The sequence below is a fragment of the Sphaerothrix gracilis Ecp01 genome (genome assembly GCF_030405905.1).
In the GTDB taxonomy this organism is placed as follows: Bacteria; Cyanobacteriota; Cyanobacteriia; order Phormidesmidales; family Phormidesmidaceae; genus Sphaerothrix; species Sphaerothrix gracilis.
On the sequence record NZ_JASATW010000005.1, the window covers coordinates 219,635 to 233,567 of the forward strand.

Genomic DNA, 13,933 nt, shown 5'->3' on the forward strand with positions numbered 1-13,933 from the left:
ACTATTAAATAAGCTTTATTGAGAAACTGGACTCAACATTTTATGGAACTCAAAGCGATTCTACTTATTCTCTCAGCTCTGTTTGTCCCTGCCTGCCTATTTTTTGGCGCTAAAAACGGTTTTTACAATACTGACGATTACCACGGTAATGGCTCTGCTCACTAGGTCATATGGTTACTAGCCATGATGACAGCCTGAGTTACTGCGCCTATCTCAAGGATTTACCGTGACTGATCTGTCTTGCTTGCCCTACGGTGTTGCTCACAACGCCGAGGGGGTTTGTTTGCAAGTGCGTATGGGGCCTCACCGCATCTTGTTGGACTGTGGTGCCGTAGGAGAGGCAATGCTGGACTGGGCTGAGGAAACTCAGCCCCCTGCAGATTGGGTCTTGTGCAGTCATGCCCATGCCGATCATGCCCGTGGACTACTGGAGTTTCATCGCCAGTTTCCTCAAGTACCGATCTATGGCAGCGAAGTCACGGCTCATCTCTTGCCGCTCAACTGGCCTGACCAAGCCGAGGCCGACTTTTGCCATGCGCTGCCCTGGCGGACGCCAGTTGAATTTGCTGAAGGCTTAAGCGTTCAGCTTTGGCCAGCCGGGCATCTGCCGGGCGCTGCGGCTTTTCTGCTGAGCTACGCGACCCCTCAGCGCACCTATACTCTCTTTTACACAGGCGATTTCTTCCTCTCTAATTCTCGGCTCGTCGAGGGCATGGCTCTAGATGATTTGCGCGGCCTCAAGCCTGACGTGCTGATTTTAGAAGGCAGCTATGGGGCTGTCCGCTATCCTCACCGCCGCCAGCAGGAGAATCAGTTGGCGGCTAGCATCAATCAGTTTTTAACCGCGAACTATGCGGTGCTGCTGCCAGTTCCCACAGTTGGGCTGGGGCAGGAACTGCTGATGCTGCTGCGCAGCCATCACCACTTTACTGGCCGTAATATCAACGTTTGGGTCGATACCACCGTTGCGGCTGGCTGTGATGCCTATCTGGAGCTGCTGCCCCATTTTCCCGGCAGCGTGCAAAACTTTGCCCGCTATCAGCCGCTGTTTTGGGATGAGCGAGTATTGCCACGGGTACGGCGGTTAGGGGCCGATGAGCTGCCCGATCTCTCAGTACCCAGCATTGTGGTGGCTCACCGCAATAGCAATCTCAGCCGCTACTGGCAGCAGCGCGATCGCCGCTGGGTTACTTTTATCCCCGAAACAGCCCCTTGGGATATTGCAGCGGCCAAATCTGACCTTCCTGATGCCGATCGCCCTAGTCCTCGCGTTGAATCCTATCTGCTCTCTAGCCACTGCGATCGCGCTGGGACAACCCAGTTTATTCACAATTTGCGGCCTCAGCACGTTGTCTTTGTGCATGGCTCGTTTAGCAACCTGACTGATCTAGCCAATCTAGAAGAGCTGCAAAGTCGCTATCACCTGCATTTACCCTCAGCTGGCACTTTAGTTGAGCTGCCCATTGGCGAGCTGTTTTTGCAGCCTGCTGCGCCAGAAACTGTCCATGAAGGAGAGCTTTCAGAAACCACTGATGAGGTTACTGTTACGCTGCCCTTAGCGATTACTAAAGATGAGCGCTGGCAGCAGCTAGCTGATACGGGGCTGGTGGAGGTGCGCTGGCAGGGGGACGATCTGGTGCTCAAAGGCATTACGCAGCGATCGCTGCTGCGGCGAGACGCCAGCTCTTTAACTCAGCTCACGATAGACTGCTGCGCCACCTGTGCCTATTTCAAGGAGCAGCGCTGCTGGAATCAAGCCTCTGCCCTGTTTCGATTTGAAGTTTCGCCCGCGGGCTACTGCCCCGCCTTTGAACCTGCAGCTGAATACCTCGATCTCTCTGATCAAGGGGATGAGTAGGCACAGAGGCAGGGGGCAGGCATTAGTCAGCGTTAGATTCTGGGTAGCGATCGCGAATTTGCTCAGACTCAGGGCAATCATCGGAAACAAACAAATCCACGTCGCCTCTGGGTACAGTAGAGAGCTTCTTGGTGATAGCGCCAATGCTTTCTAAGCGCACCATTTCTTCCCAAGAACAGGTTTCATCTTCCTCTTCACTTTCATAGCGAATGGTTACCAGCTCGCCTTCAATATCTAGAATCTGAGCACGTTCAATCCACCGCTGCTGATCCCGCAGAAAGATCCAGACCTCAGTTTCGTCACAGCAGAGTTGGTAGATCTTGCGGTGTAGCATGAATTCTCCTCAGCTAAAAACGCTTTGAACAATGATTTTGAGTAATAAACGGCAGTCACTATAGCTGCCTAAAAGCTGATCTCAATAATGGGCTAAAATATCTGCCCGACTGCCTCATCAGGAACTTAACAGAACGTGTCCTCTAGGGTAACTCATCATCCAGCTTCCCAAAATCAAGCGCCTTTTTAGTGTAAGTGTAATCACTTCGATTGCGGTAAAGAAACTGTAATTAAAACCAATGAGAATGAAGCTAAACGGTTCTCTTGAAGTCAAAGTTCAAGTCAAAGTTCTTTTTGATACCAAGCTGACTCTAGTTTAGCAAGGGGAGCGGTCAGTGGTGGTAGCTGGGGTTTGACTATCGCCAATAGGAAAAAATAGAGAGAGTCGCTAGGATAAAAACCAGCTCTCTCAAAAAAGTACAAGCTCTATGCTGTTACATCTAAGCACTTGGCCTGAGGTGGAAAATTATCTACAGCGATCGCCAGGCATTATTTTTCCCATTGGCTCTACAGAGCAGCACGGCCCCACCGGATTAATTGGTACTGATGCCATCTGCGCCGAAGCGATCGCCAAGGGCGTCGGTGAAACCGTCGAGGCTCTAGTAGGGCCAACGATTAACGTCGGTATGGCGCTGCATCACACGGCTTTCCCCGGCAGCATTAGTCTGCGCCCCAGCACTTTGATCGCGCTGCTGCAAGATTACGTTAAACCGTTGGCCCGCGCCGGATTTACCCGTTTTTTCTTCATCAACGGCCACGGCGGCAATGTGGCAACGCTGAAGGCGGCTTTTTCTGAAACCTACGCTGCCTTGCTGGACTTAAACATGGCCCAGGCCGACCAGGTACGCTGTCAGGTAGCGAACTGGTACATGTGCGGCCCTGTCATGCAGCTAGCACGAGAACTTTACGGCAGTCAAGAAGGCTCCCACGCCACTCCCAGCGAAGTGGCCCTGACGCAGTATGTTTATCCTGAGGCAATTAAGGCGGCCAAGCTGGAGCCACAGGTAGCCCCAGCAGGACATCGGATCTACAATGCGGTGGACTTTCGGCGGCACTATCCAGACGGTCGTATGGGGTCTAACCCAGATTTAGCCACGCCTGAACATGGTCAGCGGCTCTACGAAGCAGCAGTCAAAGATTTAAGCAACTCGTATTTGAAATTTATCGCGCCGGACGATGCCTGAGGTAAAGGCCGGTAGCGCCCCCGACTACCGCGATCGCCGATAAAATATGCACTACGTTGAACGGTGTGCCTGGAAAAAACCAGGAGTCGGTGCGCAGAAATTCGATGAAGAAGCGGCCTAAGGGATACCAGATGCAGTACATCAGGGCAATATCCCCGTCTTTGAGCTGTTTGGCAAACCGGCGTGATAAGGTAAACAGCACGATGAAGCCGACTAGATTCCACAGCGACTCATAGAGAAACAGGGGATGAAAGCGAGTGGCCTCTGGGTAGGCGCTGAGGTCGCGGTAGGGACCAATGCGGTGAGCTGGATCAATTCTCAGACCCCAGGGTAAATCGGTGGGGGGACCGTAGAGTTCCTGATTGATGAAATTACCCCAGCGGCCAATAGCTTGAGCCAGCGGGAGCGGCAGAGCGATCGCGTCTAGGTATTTCAGCAGGGGCAGTCTGCGGATGCGAGCATAGAGCCACAGAGCAATACCGCCGAAAATAAACGCGCCAAAAATGTGAATGCCGCCGCCCCAGATTTGCAGGATTTTGATGGGGTTAGTGAGGTAGTAGCCAATGCCCTCAGCCGTGCGGGGAGATTGAACGAACACATAGTACAGACGCGCGCCGATAAAGCCGGGGATTAGCACCCAAATCAGCATATCCCAGAATTTTTCTGAGTCTTCGCCCTGACGCTCTAACCGTCTGCTGGCAATTAGGGCTGCGGCAAAAATGGCCGTAATCATCAGCAGGCCGTACCAGCGCAGCGCAAAGGGGCCTAGCTCAAAGATAATCGGATCAACAGGAGGATACATAGCCGCGCTAACTTACTCGCCAGTGATTGAAAGCTGATCAATCCAGATGCGAGGACAAACACCGCCGGGCGTCACTTCCACCTCAGGTTCCACGTGAATAATCGATTTCAGCACGTCGCGAAAGTCGCCAGCCACCGTAGCTGATTCCACGCTGACTCTCTCTCCTTTGTTAAGCAGCCAGCCGTCAAACGGCAGAGAGAAAGAACCCTGCAGTGAGTTGACCCCGGCATGTAGCGCCTGTAAATCGTCAATTAGAATCACGTTTTCTGCTGTCGCTAAATCAAAAGACGAACTGGCAGATTCTCCTGGCAGGACGTGATAGAAATGGGGCCCAACGCTCACTTTAGCGCCAATATCAGCGTGTCCAGTAGGCTGAGCCTTGAGGCGCTTAGCCGTGCCAGCGCTGTGGAGAAAGTTGGCTAAGACTCCCTGCTCAATTAGGGAAATACGGCGGGTTGGGGTGCCTTCACCGTCAAAGGTTTCAGCCGAGACGTTTTCTGGATGCAGGGCGTCATCGTAAACCGAAAGCAGCGGTGAGGCGATCGCAGTGCCCAGTGATTCAGGTGTGGAGAGACTGCGCTTATCTAAAATGCTTTGAGCATTATAGAGATTGGAAAATGCCCCTAGCAGACTCAGAAAGGCTTCGGCTGAAAAGACGACCCGGTATTTGCCAGAGCGGATCTTCTCGTAGTTGAGATGGCTGATAGTCTTTTCCGCTGCCTCGGTCAAACAGCCGCTAATATCTAGCTCTTTTAGGCTATGGTCTACCCGCATGGCCCCGGCAGAACGAGGTTTGCGGCCCGGCTGCTCGGTCTTGCTGTAGAGATAGAGGGAAGCGTAAGAGCGGCCTTCATTGCGCAGGGCACCGGCGCTGTTGAGATAAAAGCGATCGACATCCCGCTGGGCAAGGCCGTTGTAGGGGACGCTAGCGATCGCCTCGTGAGCGTCTAAAAGCTGCCGTTCTACGTCAATCAGTTTTTCTAATAAATCAGAAACCGGCACGGGCGATCGCTTCTCTATGTTGACCTCAGCCGTCGGTTCTGTGGCCTCAGGGCTGAAGTCGGGAATATGCGCTTTAGCACCAAAAGTGCTGGCTTCCTGAGCAGTTTTAAGCGCCAGTTCTAGGCCAATCGGATCGACGTCCGTTGTCGTGGTCACCCCAATCAGATTGTCCTGGTTCCAAACCCGCACAATCACGCTAGAGCGATTGGAGGCTTTCACCTGCTTCGGTTCGCCGCGATCTACCTGCACGCTGGTTTCGTCAACCGAGGAACCGTAGATATCGTATTTATTGATTCCCAGCTTCTTCGCTGTTGACGCCGCGCAGTCGGCAATGTTTTGAACAGTAGGCATAAGAAACGTCAAAAATTAAGCTTGCAATCGAACCGTTTAGCGACCGCCTACGGTAATAGAGTCAACTTTGATGTGGGGCTGGCCCACCGTCACGTATATGCTGCCGCTGACAGAACCGCAGAAGCCTGCTGCTAGCCCCAAATCGTCGGAGCACATAGAAATTTTGTTCATAATCTCAGTGGCTTCGCCAATCAGGGTAGCGCCCTTCAGCGGCTTAGTGACCTTGCCATTCTCAATCAGGTAGGCTTCGTCTACGGCAAAGTTGAACTGCCCGGTAGGGCCGACGCTGCCGCCGCCCATCTTCTTGCAGTAAATGCCTTTCTCAATTGAGTTAAAGAGGTCGTCGAGTGAATAGTCGCCGGGCGCAATGTAGGTGTTACGCATCCGTGAAGCAGCGGCGTAGGTGTAGCTCTGACGGCGACCGCTGCCGGTGCGGGGATGGCCAGTACGGATGGAACCAGCCCGATCGGACAGGAAGTTTTTCAAAATGCCGTTTTCAATCAGCAGGGTGCGCTGGGCGGGCATGCCCTCGTCGTCCATGTCGATGGTGCCAAACTCATCGGGAGAAAGGCCCTCATCCCAGGCGGTGAGGTTTTCGTGGGCAATCTTTTCCCCTTTCTTGTCAATGAAGGGGGTAGTACCGCGTTCGATCTGGGTCGTTTCGAGGAGATGGCCGCAGGCTTCGTGGAAAATGACGCCGCCAAACTGGTTTGCCATCACGATGGGATAAGCGCCTGACTCGACATAGTCGGCATAGAGCATTTGCCCAGCGGCTTCGGCCACTTCGCTGGCAGTGGCCTCATAGTTCCAGTTTCTCAAGAAAGCCGGATCGCTGGTATCTCCGACCCGCTGCCCGATTGAGGTACGATGCTCGCCGTCGGCGCACAGCAAACTGTAGCCTACCGACTGGGTAAGGCGAATGTCACGGGCAAAGGTGCCGTCACTGGCTGCGACCAGCACTTCTTGCCAGTCGCGGAAATAGGCAGCGCGCCGGGCCTGGGCGTGGTTGGCCTTTTTCTCCAGAGTGGCATTGGCCGCTAGTAAGATATCGCCCATCTCCTGCATGGAACTGCAGTTTGACAGCCAACCCTCTTTCTGGCGGGTGGTGGCGTAATCCCGCACTAGTTCCAGGTTGACGATGGGGACATGGGCGTTGGCGCTAGGCAGATTCAGCCCTAAGATAGCCAGCCCTTTTTCTAAAGCCGCTTTTAGCCCTTGAAAAGACAGGTCATTGGTGCTGACATAGCAGTCACCTTTGCCCCGGAAGACGCGGACACCCGCCCCGGTGACTAAGCGAGGCGAAATACTGGTAATACCGTCGTCTTCAGCCAGACAGCTAATATAGTTGCTGCGCTCTAGAAAGAATTCAATAAAATCAGCGCCAGCCGCTCGGCCCAGCCCCAACAGTGTCGATAGGGGCGCTTCCCAACTCTGGTCGAAGCGATCGCGGGTAGCGCTGTACTGGAGGGCAGGAATTTCCTGGGTGCGTAAAAAGGAGCGAGAGAGAGTAGCGAGGGTCATGCAGGCAATATCCTTAAGCGAACGACCGCAATGGCTTCTATAGTCTAGCAAACTCCCCAGAAGCTAGGCTGACGCTGCCGAGCTATGAATCTGGGTGGCTTGTTCCCTCTCCATTCGCTCAGGCCATCCTCAGTAGGTTCTCAGCGGACTCTTAGAGAAAGCCGCCGCTTTTAGCCGGAATTGGCCAAGCAGACTCGGTAGGATGAATAAAAGTTTGGGCAATTCGGCATGTCTGGAATTCTACAGTCCTCCCTCGGCCTGCTGAAGTCGCGGCTTTCGCGCCGCATTGTTGCAAGCATTTTTCTCAGCATTGTGACAATTGAAGGTATTATCTTTGTGCCCTCTTATTTTCGGCGGCAGCGAGAGAAGCTGGCAGAGCTAGAGCAGGTTTCGAGCGAAGTTCTATTTACTGTTAAAAACAATCTGATGGCCGGCATGGCGGCTCAAAACCTGCTGGATTCAGCTCAGTCTAGAATCAAGCCTGACTCGGTTATTTTGGGAGCAGCCCTGTATCGGGTAGAGGGGGACTTAGTCAATACTTTTGGCGAAATGCCAAAGATTTCTGATGAAGCCTTGCAAGCCCGCTCCACCTGGAGCAGTTTGCGCCGCCAAGGCGATCGCTACGATGTTGCCTGGCCGGCTGAAAATTTTCAGGATCAGTTCGTCTTCGTAGTGCGTTTAGATGCTACGGGCGTTAAGCAGGCGATGAGGCAGTATGCCCTGGCGATTGGGGGACTGGTGATTATAATTTCTGCCTTTGTCACCCTGGTTACAGTGGTTGTGCTAGAGCGAATTTTGATCGTGCCGATTTTGCACCTGCGCGACGATTTGCTAGCGGCGGGGGAGGCGGTGAGTCAGGCGCAGCCGCCCAATTTTCATACAGCTACATCGCAGCGACAGGATGAACTGGGAGAAGTGGCCCAAGCCTTTAACCAGATGTTTCAGCGCATTCGTCAGGAAATTCAGGAACGGCAGCAGGCAGAGACGGCATTGCGCGTAGAGCAGGAAAAGTCTGAGCGACTGTTGCTGAATATTTTGCCCGCCTCCATTGCCCAGCAGCTCAAAACAGAACCCGGCGTCATTGCCTCTCGTTTTGAAGAGGTGACTATTTTGTTTGCCGACATCGTGGACTTTACCGGACTGTCCTACCAGGTTTCGCCAAATCGTCTGGTCTGTCTTCTCAACGATATTTTTTCCAAGTTTGACAGTATTGCTGAGAGCTATGGTTTAGAAAAAATCAAGACCATTGGGGATGCCTACATGGTGGCAGGTGGACTCCCCTACCCTCGCACCGACCACGCGGAGGCGGTGATGGCGATGGCGATCGCCATGCAGCATACCCTTAAAGAATTTCAGCGGCCCGACGGTCAGCCCTTTCATAGCCGCATTGGCATCAATACCGGCCCGGTGGTGGCCGGTGTGATCGGTATTAAAAAGTTTAGCTATGACCTTTGGGGCGATACGGTGAATGTGGCTAGCCGTATGGAATCTCACGGCGTTTTGGATCGGATTCAGGTAAGTGAAGCCACCTATCTGCGCCTCAAGCACCAGTATGAGTTTGAAAGCCGCGGCCCGATTGAACTCAAGGGTCGCGGCCAAATGAAAGCCTATCTCTACTAGTGTGACCTTGCTAAGACGGGCTGGAGCTAGGCGTTTTCGCCAGAGCGCCGCCGCTGCCAAAAGCGGGATTTTCGCTGTTCCGGCAGGGGGAGATCCAGCGTGGTATGAAAATCTTCCTGGACTTTGTGGGTCAGGCGGTTGGAAACCTGACGGACAATTTGATTCAGCACGCGATCGCCCGTACTCTTTACCACTGAGCGTGGCAGAGCCTGGATAAAGCGGGGAAACTGCAGGTCAACTAGCAAATTAAGTTCCCATTCAACCTGAGTCAAGGCGTTGGGGGTGTCATTTCCAGCTCCCTCAATTAGCCGCATCGCTGCCTGAAAATCCACCTGATAGCCCTGAGGCTTATATCCAGGTACCGGAATGGTTTGAATGCGATAGATGCCCTGCTCTTGGGGCAGCAAATGCAGGCCAATTTTAGGCTCGACTTCATAGTCCAGCGCCCCAAAGCGGCCAATAGTCAGAGCGTAGCCGTTAGTGCTGAGAACATCTGCCTGCATGGGATGAGCACAGCGGCGAAACCAACCCTGATGCGCATCTAGATACTGGGCGACTGTCTCGGCATCAGCAGACATTGTCATATGACCCACGTAGTGTCCCTGCAGTTGCAGAGGAGCCGAATTTTTCAGGGGGATACCCTCTTCGGCAACGTCTGTGCGATCAATGAGTCCCGATACCGCGTCGAGAATCTGCTCAGAGAATTCAGGAGAAGGACGTTTTGTAGATGGAGACTGCATAGATGCTATAGAAAGTTGCTTATGCTTGCAAATTAGAAGATGCTTAAGTGGGTCTATTGGTTATTCAGTCTGAACCATGCATTTTACGCTGAGATTTTAAAAATTAGGTATACCTAATTTTGCATGTCTGCTGATCTCTGAATTTTCTGCTGGTTTACCAAACTGCTTCAGCATAGCGTAGGCAAATTTTACGTCACCATCGTTGATATACGGAGAAATCAAAACTCTGCATCCTCTATAAACTGAGCTTTCTCTAAAGTGATTAACCCCAAGTCCACAGTCTTGCTTTAACAAAATTCTGCCCTCTAGAGATGCAGTCCAGGCTACAGTTTCCGTCTTCTGATTGAAGATTTTAGCCAGTGCTTTAGGTTTACTGAGTAAGAAAGCAAATTTAGCATTTATTTAGTTTTAGAGGCTAGTCAGTATGAAAGTTTTGGTGGCAGGGGCAACAGGGGAAACGGGCAGACGCATTGTGCAAACGCTGAGCGATCGCCAGATTGCCGTCAAAGCCTTAGTGCGTGACTCAGATAAAGCCAAGCGAATTCTACCCACCGGCGTTGAAGTGGCGGTAGGAGACGTGCTGGAACCAGCGACATTACGTCCGGCTCTGCAGGACTGCACCGCCGTGATTTGTGCGACGGGAGCCAGCCCCAGCCTAGATCCTACTGGGCCTTACAAGGTGGACTACGAGGGGACTAAAAACCTAGTTGACGCTGCCACGGCTCAGAATATAGACCGCTTTGTGATTGTCTCTTCCCTCTGCGTGTCAAAGTTCTTCCACCCGCTCAACCTGTTCTGGCTGATTCTGTACTGGAAGAAGCAGGCTGAAGACTACATCCAACAAAGTGGATTGACCTACACTATCGTGCGACCCGGCGGGCTGCGCAATGAAAACGATCAGCGACCTTTAGTGATGGAAGGAGCAGATACTTTATCTGACGGCAATATTCCCCGGCAAAAGGTGGCTGAAGTCTGCGTAGAGGCTCTATTTCAGCCGGAAGCCAATAATAAAATTGTTGAGATTGTGGCTGAGGAAAAAGCAGAACCGCGATCGCTCGATACGCTGTTTGCCAGCGTGGCCTGAGTTGGTGAATGCCGCAAAATAGCTCAACTTTTAGCTCAGTCTCATCCTGGCCTCAGTCAGTTTCGCTTAAATGGAGTTAGAGACCGGATCATGATGCTGCGATCGCGGCTCAATTCTTCTGGCTCACTAGGTTCCCTCTAGATTCAAGGAGGTAGCTGTAATGCGTAAACGGAGATTTTGGCTAGCTGGTTTGGCTATTGGAACATTTCTAGGACTCTCAGCCCCGGCGATTGCCCAGCAGGGAGGTACCGCCTCGCTGCAAACTACGGGCCGCTCTACCGGAGACCTATCCGAAGCACTGGGAGAAACCCTCTCCGTCTGGGATGCGGACACGCTAGAAGATGCTTCTGAGCGCCTACAGATTAATACCGGCCCAACCGAGCAGCGAGACAGCCTGACAATCGTCAACATCTCGGAAGACGGTAAGGTTCAGGTGGTCGGCGAAGATGCGAGTGAGAGTGATAGCCAATAGGTTTAGAAGAACCAACCGTAGCTGTGGAGTCCCTTGCCTAAAATGTTGACGCCCAAATAGCAAATCCAAACTACGGCAAAGCCGGAGGCGGCTAAAATGGCGGGGCGTCTTCCCTGCCAGCCTTTAGTGATGCGAGCGTGCAGATAGGCGGCAAAGACCAGCCAGGTAATTAGCGCCCAGGTTTCTTTCGGATCCCAGCTCCAGTAGGATCCCCAAGCTTCGTTGGCCCACACGGCCCCGGCAATAATGCCGATAGTCAGCAGCGGAAAGCCTAAGCCGATAATGCGGTAGCTAATGTTGTCGAGGGTGTCAGCCAGAGTTAGGCGCTGGGGTGACAAGGGTTGGTCGGTTTCTGTATCTGTCTTGGGCCTGTCTAGAACGGCAGTAGCTCCTCCCGCCGCCTCTAGCGTCAGGGCCTGATTCGCCGGAACGTTTTCAGCCGTGACTTCACCAGCTCGCTTGAGCTGATACCGTCCTTGGCGAAAACCCCCTGTGCCGACAGAACTGCCTTTGAGGGTTACAGGCTGGCCTCGTGTCACAATCAGAAAGGCCACCGCCAACAAGGAACCTACTAGCAAAGCCGCGTAGCTCAGCAACATGACGCTGACGTGCATCATGAGCCAGTTAGACTTCAGGGCTGGCACTAGAGGTTCAGATACTTGCATATGCCCAGGCAGAGTGATAGCTGCAAAGGCCGTAATTGCCATTGCCACCGGAGCGGTGATGGCTCCCACTAGGCGACTACCGCTCATGCTCTCTGCCACTAGATGCATCGCCGTAATGCCCCAGGCTAAGAAAAAGAGAGATTCGTACAGATTGCTAAGGGGGAAGTAACCGGCCTCAATCCAGCGAGCCGTTAGCAAAGCAGCAATACAGAGATTGGCTACGGCCATTCCTAAGCGGCCTGTCGTGGCCAAAAAAGGAACGCCGGGAAAAGCCACTCCGCTCCAGTAAATCAGCATTGTGACAAAGAGAATAGCGAAAGCCGCGTTATCTAGCCAGCCTTGCAAAGTCACCAGATCCATGAGCACTTGGTTGAATTTCAGTATGTCTATTATGCTACCGATGGCTCCAAGACAGCAGCGAGTTTTCTTTATTCTTCAGCTTCGGTGGGGGTAGATGCTTCGGTTTGGGGAGAACTGGGTACCGCATCAGTAGTCTCAGGTAAATTCCCCGGACGCTTACCCTTCGCTAATTTGACATAAACATTGTAAAGAATGCTGCGCTCGTCTGCGATCGCCGTGGTGACTCCAATCGTTTGGATAGCTTCTAATACTGACGGCTGTTGGCTCTCGCTCAGGTCGGGTAGCAGGTCTTTTTGTAGGCGCTTTATTTGCTGCAAATCAACGAAAAAGTGACCGTTATTGGCGCTGAGATCAGCCGTGATCACGTTCTGAAACTGAGCGGTTTCGGCCAGGCTCTTAGCTTGGCTAGCAACGGCTTCAGTCGCATTGGCTCCCATGCTCAAAAATACGGTGTCGCCCTCCAGCCAGCCGTGAGCAAACGTGGTTGACTGGAGGGCGGATGTCCAGCGGGTAATCGACTGCCCCTCAGTTTTGTCTGCCTCTACCTGAAACCGATAGCGATCGGCTACCACCTGATCAAGCTGGGCCAGAGTCGCCTCGGCAGCCGTGCGATCGCTCGCTTCCACTAAAAAGACAAAGTCAACGGGGAGACTGCCTGATTGCTCACTTGACGGGGCGGGCAGTGCCGCCAGCGCAAACTCCCCTGCCATCCACGGCATCAAATCAGCATCGACATCCAAGCCCAGCGTGGTTTTGATCCCCACCCTCAAGTTATTGGGATCAAACGGTAGGAGCGCGCCAGCGGTAGCGCCTTCGCTGTAGTCTTGCCAGAACTGCTGCAGGTTGCCGCCTGAGGCCATAACGGCTGTTTCAGCGGGGAGGCGTCGAGACATCTCGCCAGCTTCGTTACTGACGGTGTAGGTGCGATCGCTGCCAGCAGCTAGCCAGCTCAGGCTGCTGATGCGTAAGCCATCGGCGGCAACTTCTACCGTGCCGACTAGGCCCTGGCTGTCCTGAAAGAGCTGCAGGCTGCCGGGGGGAATTGGGGGCTGAGCGCTGGTGGCGACTGATTCGCTCAATACGGGCAAATTGACGTAAAACTTGGCAAACGCCTGAGCGTTGACGACCTGAGCAAAAGAGCGAGCATACTGGGGTAAATCAGCCATTGACTCACCGCCTTTGAACGTGTCAATAGCGGTTTCAGCCGCCGCTGCCGTTGTGGTAATCGCGATAAACTGAGCATCTAAAACAGCCGCCCACAGGCGATCGCCCTGCTCGCCTTCAAACTCCAGCACCTTGACGCCGCGATATTCGCTGGTGGCGATCGCCTCGGTTTCAGCCGTCGTTGGCGTTGATGCGGTAGCTGACTCAGCCGTTTCAGGCGTAGAGGCCGCCGTTTCTGCTGGTGATTCTGAAGTGCCTAGCAGGGCCTGGGCCTGCAGCGGGTCGGCAATCGGGAGGACAGCGATCAGGGGCTGCTGTATGTCTAGGCTATTGGCGGGCGGCAGACTTTCGGTAGCATCCGCTTCTGACGGCGGCAGGAGGGCAAAGGTGATTTCATCGGCTACCCAGGGGGCTATATCGCGCTGAAACGAATAGCCCTGGGTGGTCAAGAGGCGATCGCGCCAGCGCGCTAAGGTCTGGTCGAATTGGGCCTGCGTTTCAGGGGTGCCTAACTGGCGTAGCCGCTGCCACTGCCGCTCATCGGTGCTAACGCTGACTACCAGGGATGCCTCATCAGGAATCACCTCAATGCCGGCGGGCAAGTCTGCTGACAGTCCTAAACGGCGAGATAAAAACCAGTAAGCTCCAGCACCGCCGCCAATCAGCAAAAGTGCCGTTCCAATCGTTAGCAGCAGAGGTGGCTTTTTCATCACAGCGGCTCAAACAAATCGCTTTGCCAATCTAGCAAACTGCCGCAAACATTTGCTGCTACAACTA

General features: G+C 53.4%; 12 protein-coding genes. 5 read left to right on the forward strand and 7 right to left on the reverse strand.

The features are described from left to right. Positions 1 to 226 precede the first annotated feature (226 nt). Entirely contained in the window at positions 227 to 1,858 is a 1,632-nt protein-coding gene (locus QJQ48_RS07460) for an MBL fold metallo-hydrolase (protein WP_346290582.1), read from the forward strand. 22 nt (positions 1,859 to 1,880) lie between these two features. Here QJQ48_RS07460 and QJQ48_RS07465 read toward each other — a convergent pair whose 3' ends face one another. Next, positions 1,881 to 2,192, reverse strand: coding sequence for a DUF6679 family protein (locus tag QJQ48_RS07465; RefSeq protein WP_346290583.1), 312 nt, complete (start codon positions 2,190 to 2,192; stop codon positions 1,881 to 1,883). Positions 2,193 to 2,619: 427 nt separating this feature from the next. Here QJQ48_RS07465 and QJQ48_RS07470 point away from each other — a divergent pair, with 427 nt between their 5' ends. After that, on the forward strand, positions 2,620 to 3,375 hold the full coding sequence (locus tag QJQ48_RS07470; protein WP_346290584.1) for a creatininase family protein: 756 nt from the start codon (positions 2,620 to 2,622) through the stop codon (positions 3,373 to 3,375). Here QJQ48_RS07470 and lgt read toward each other — a convergent pair. From lgt to QJQ48_RS07485, 3 genes are read right to left on the reverse strand one after another with little or no spacing between them, the layout of a single operon-like run. Next, positions 3,353 to 4,177, reverse strand: coding sequence for a prolipoprotein diacylglyceryl transferase (gene lgt / locus QJQ48_RS07475; protein ID WP_346290585.1), 825 nt, complete (start codon positions 4,175 to 4,177; stop codon positions 3,353 to 3,355). The genes QJQ48_RS07470 and lgt overlap by 23 nt on opposite strands. 12 nt (positions 4,178 to 4,189) lie before the next feature. Continuing rightward, positions 4,190 to 5,530 (reverse strand): TldD/PmbA family protein, encoded by a 1,341-nt coding sequence (locus QJQ48_RS07480; protein WP_346290586.1) that lies wholly within the window; start codon positions 5,528 to 5,530, stop codon positions 4,190 to 4,192. Positions 5,531 to 5,566: 36 nt separating this feature from the next. Continuing rightward, the gene (locus QJQ48_RS07485; protein ID WP_346290587.1) at positions 5,567 to 7,051 is read right to left on the reverse strand and encodes a TldD/PmbA family protein; all 1,485 of its coding nucleotides are present in this window, start codon (positions 7,049 to 7,051) and stop codon (positions 5,567 to 5,569) included. 228 nt (positions 7,052 to 7,279) lie between these two features. Between QJQ48_RS07485 and QJQ48_RS07490 the strand changes: the two genes are divergently transcribed. Then, on the forward strand, positions 7,280 to 8,671 hold the full coding sequence (locus QJQ48_RS07490; protein WP_346290588.1) for an adenylate/guanylate cyclase domain-containing protein: 1,392 nt from the start codon (positions 7,280 to 7,282) through the stop codon (positions 8,669 to 8,671). 26 nt (positions 8,672 to 8,697) lie between these two features. Here QJQ48_RS07490 and QJQ48_RS07495 read toward each other — a convergent pair whose 3' ends face one another. Beyond that, positions 8,698 to 9,411 (reverse strand): DUF1997 domain-containing protein, encoded by a 714-nt coding sequence (locus QJQ48_RS07495; RefSeq protein ID WP_346290589.1) that lies wholly within the window; start codon positions 9,409 to 9,411, stop codon positions 8,698 to 8,700. 424 nt (positions 9,412 to 9,835) lie between these two features. On the opposite strand from QJQ48_RS07495, the gene QJQ48_RS07500 reads away from it, so the two are divergent. Both QJQ48_RS07500 and QJQ48_RS07505 read left to right on the forward strand, forming a co-directional pair. Next, positions 9,836 to 10,495: an SDR family oxidoreductase gene (locus tag QJQ48_RS07500; RefSeq protein WP_346290590.1), complete on the forward strand. Its 660-nt coding sequence runs from the start codon at positions 9,836 to 9,838 to the stop codon at positions 10,493 to 10,495. A 160-nt stretch (positions 10,496 to 10,655) separates the two neighbouring features. After that, the gene (locus tag QJQ48_RS07505; protein ID WP_346290591.1) at positions 10,656 to 10,967 is read left to right on the forward strand and encodes a hypothetical protein; all 312 of its coding nucleotides are present in this window, start codon (positions 10,656 to 10,658) and stop codon (positions 10,965 to 10,967) included. 2 nt (positions 10,968 to 10,969) lie between these two features. Here QJQ48_RS07505 and ccsB read toward each other — a convergent pair whose 3' ends face one another. Both ccsB and QJQ48_RS07515 read right to left on the reverse strand, forming a co-directional pair. Beyond that, the gene (ccsB, locus tag QJQ48_RS07510; protein WP_346290592.1) at positions 10,970 to 11,992 is read right to left on the reverse strand and encodes a c-type cytochrome biogenesis protein CcsB; all 1,023 of its coding nucleotides are present in this window, start codon (positions 11,990 to 11,992) and stop codon (positions 10,970 to 10,972) included. Positions 11,993 to 12,060: 68 nt separating this feature from the next. Then, positions 12,061 to 13,866, reverse strand: coding sequence for a DUF3352 domain-containing protein (locus tag QJQ48_RS07515; protein ID WP_346290593.1), 1,806 nt, complete (start codon positions 13,864 to 13,866; stop codon positions 12,061 to 12,063). Between the last annotated feature and the right edge of the window lie 67 nt (positions 13,867 to 13,933).

Coding starts and splice junctions, on each gene's coding strand:
- QJQ48_RS07465 (WP_346290583.1), bottom strand. CDS start 2,192: ATGCTACACCGCAAGATCTACCAACTCTGCTGTGACGAAACTGAGGTC.
- QJQ48_RS07480 (WP_346290586.1), bottom strand. CDS start 5,530: ATGCCTACTGTTCAAAACATTGCCGACTGCGCGGCGTCAACAGCGAAG.
- QJQ48_RS07515 (WP_346290593.1), bottom strand. CDS start 13,866: ATGAAAAAGCCACCTCTGCTGCTAACGATTGGAACGGCACTTTTGCTG.
- lgt (WP_346290585.1), bottom strand. CDS start 4,177: ATGTATCCTCCTGTTGATCCGATTATCTTTGAGCTAGGCCCCTTTGCG.
- QJQ48_RS07505 (WP_346290591.1), top strand. CDS start 10,656: ATGCGTAAACGGAGATTTTGGCTAGCTGGTTTGGCTATTGGAACATTT.
- QJQ48_RS07470 (WP_346290584.1), top strand. CDS start 2,620: ATGCTGTTACATCTAAGCACTTGGCCTGAGGTGGAAAATTATCTACAG.
- QJQ48_RS07495 (WP_346290589.1), bottom strand. CDS start 9,411: ATGCAGTCTCCATCTACAAAACGTCCTTCTCCTGAATTCTCTGAGCAG.
- QJQ48_RS07485 (WP_346290587.1), bottom strand. CDS start 7,051: ATGACCCTCGCTACTCTCTCTCGCTCCTTTTTACGCACCCAGGAAATT.
- QJQ48_RS07500 (WP_346290590.1), top strand. CDS start 9,836: ATGAAAGTTTTGGTGGCAGGGGCAACAGGGGAAACGGGCAGACGCATT.
- QJQ48_RS07490 (WP_346290588.1), top strand. CDS start 7,280: ATGTCTGGAATTCTACAGTCCTCCCTCGGCCTGCTGAAGTCGCGGCTT.
- ccsB (WP_346290592.1), bottom strand. CDS start 11,992: ATGGATCTGGTGACTTTGCAAGGCTGGCTAGATAACGCGGCTTTCGCT.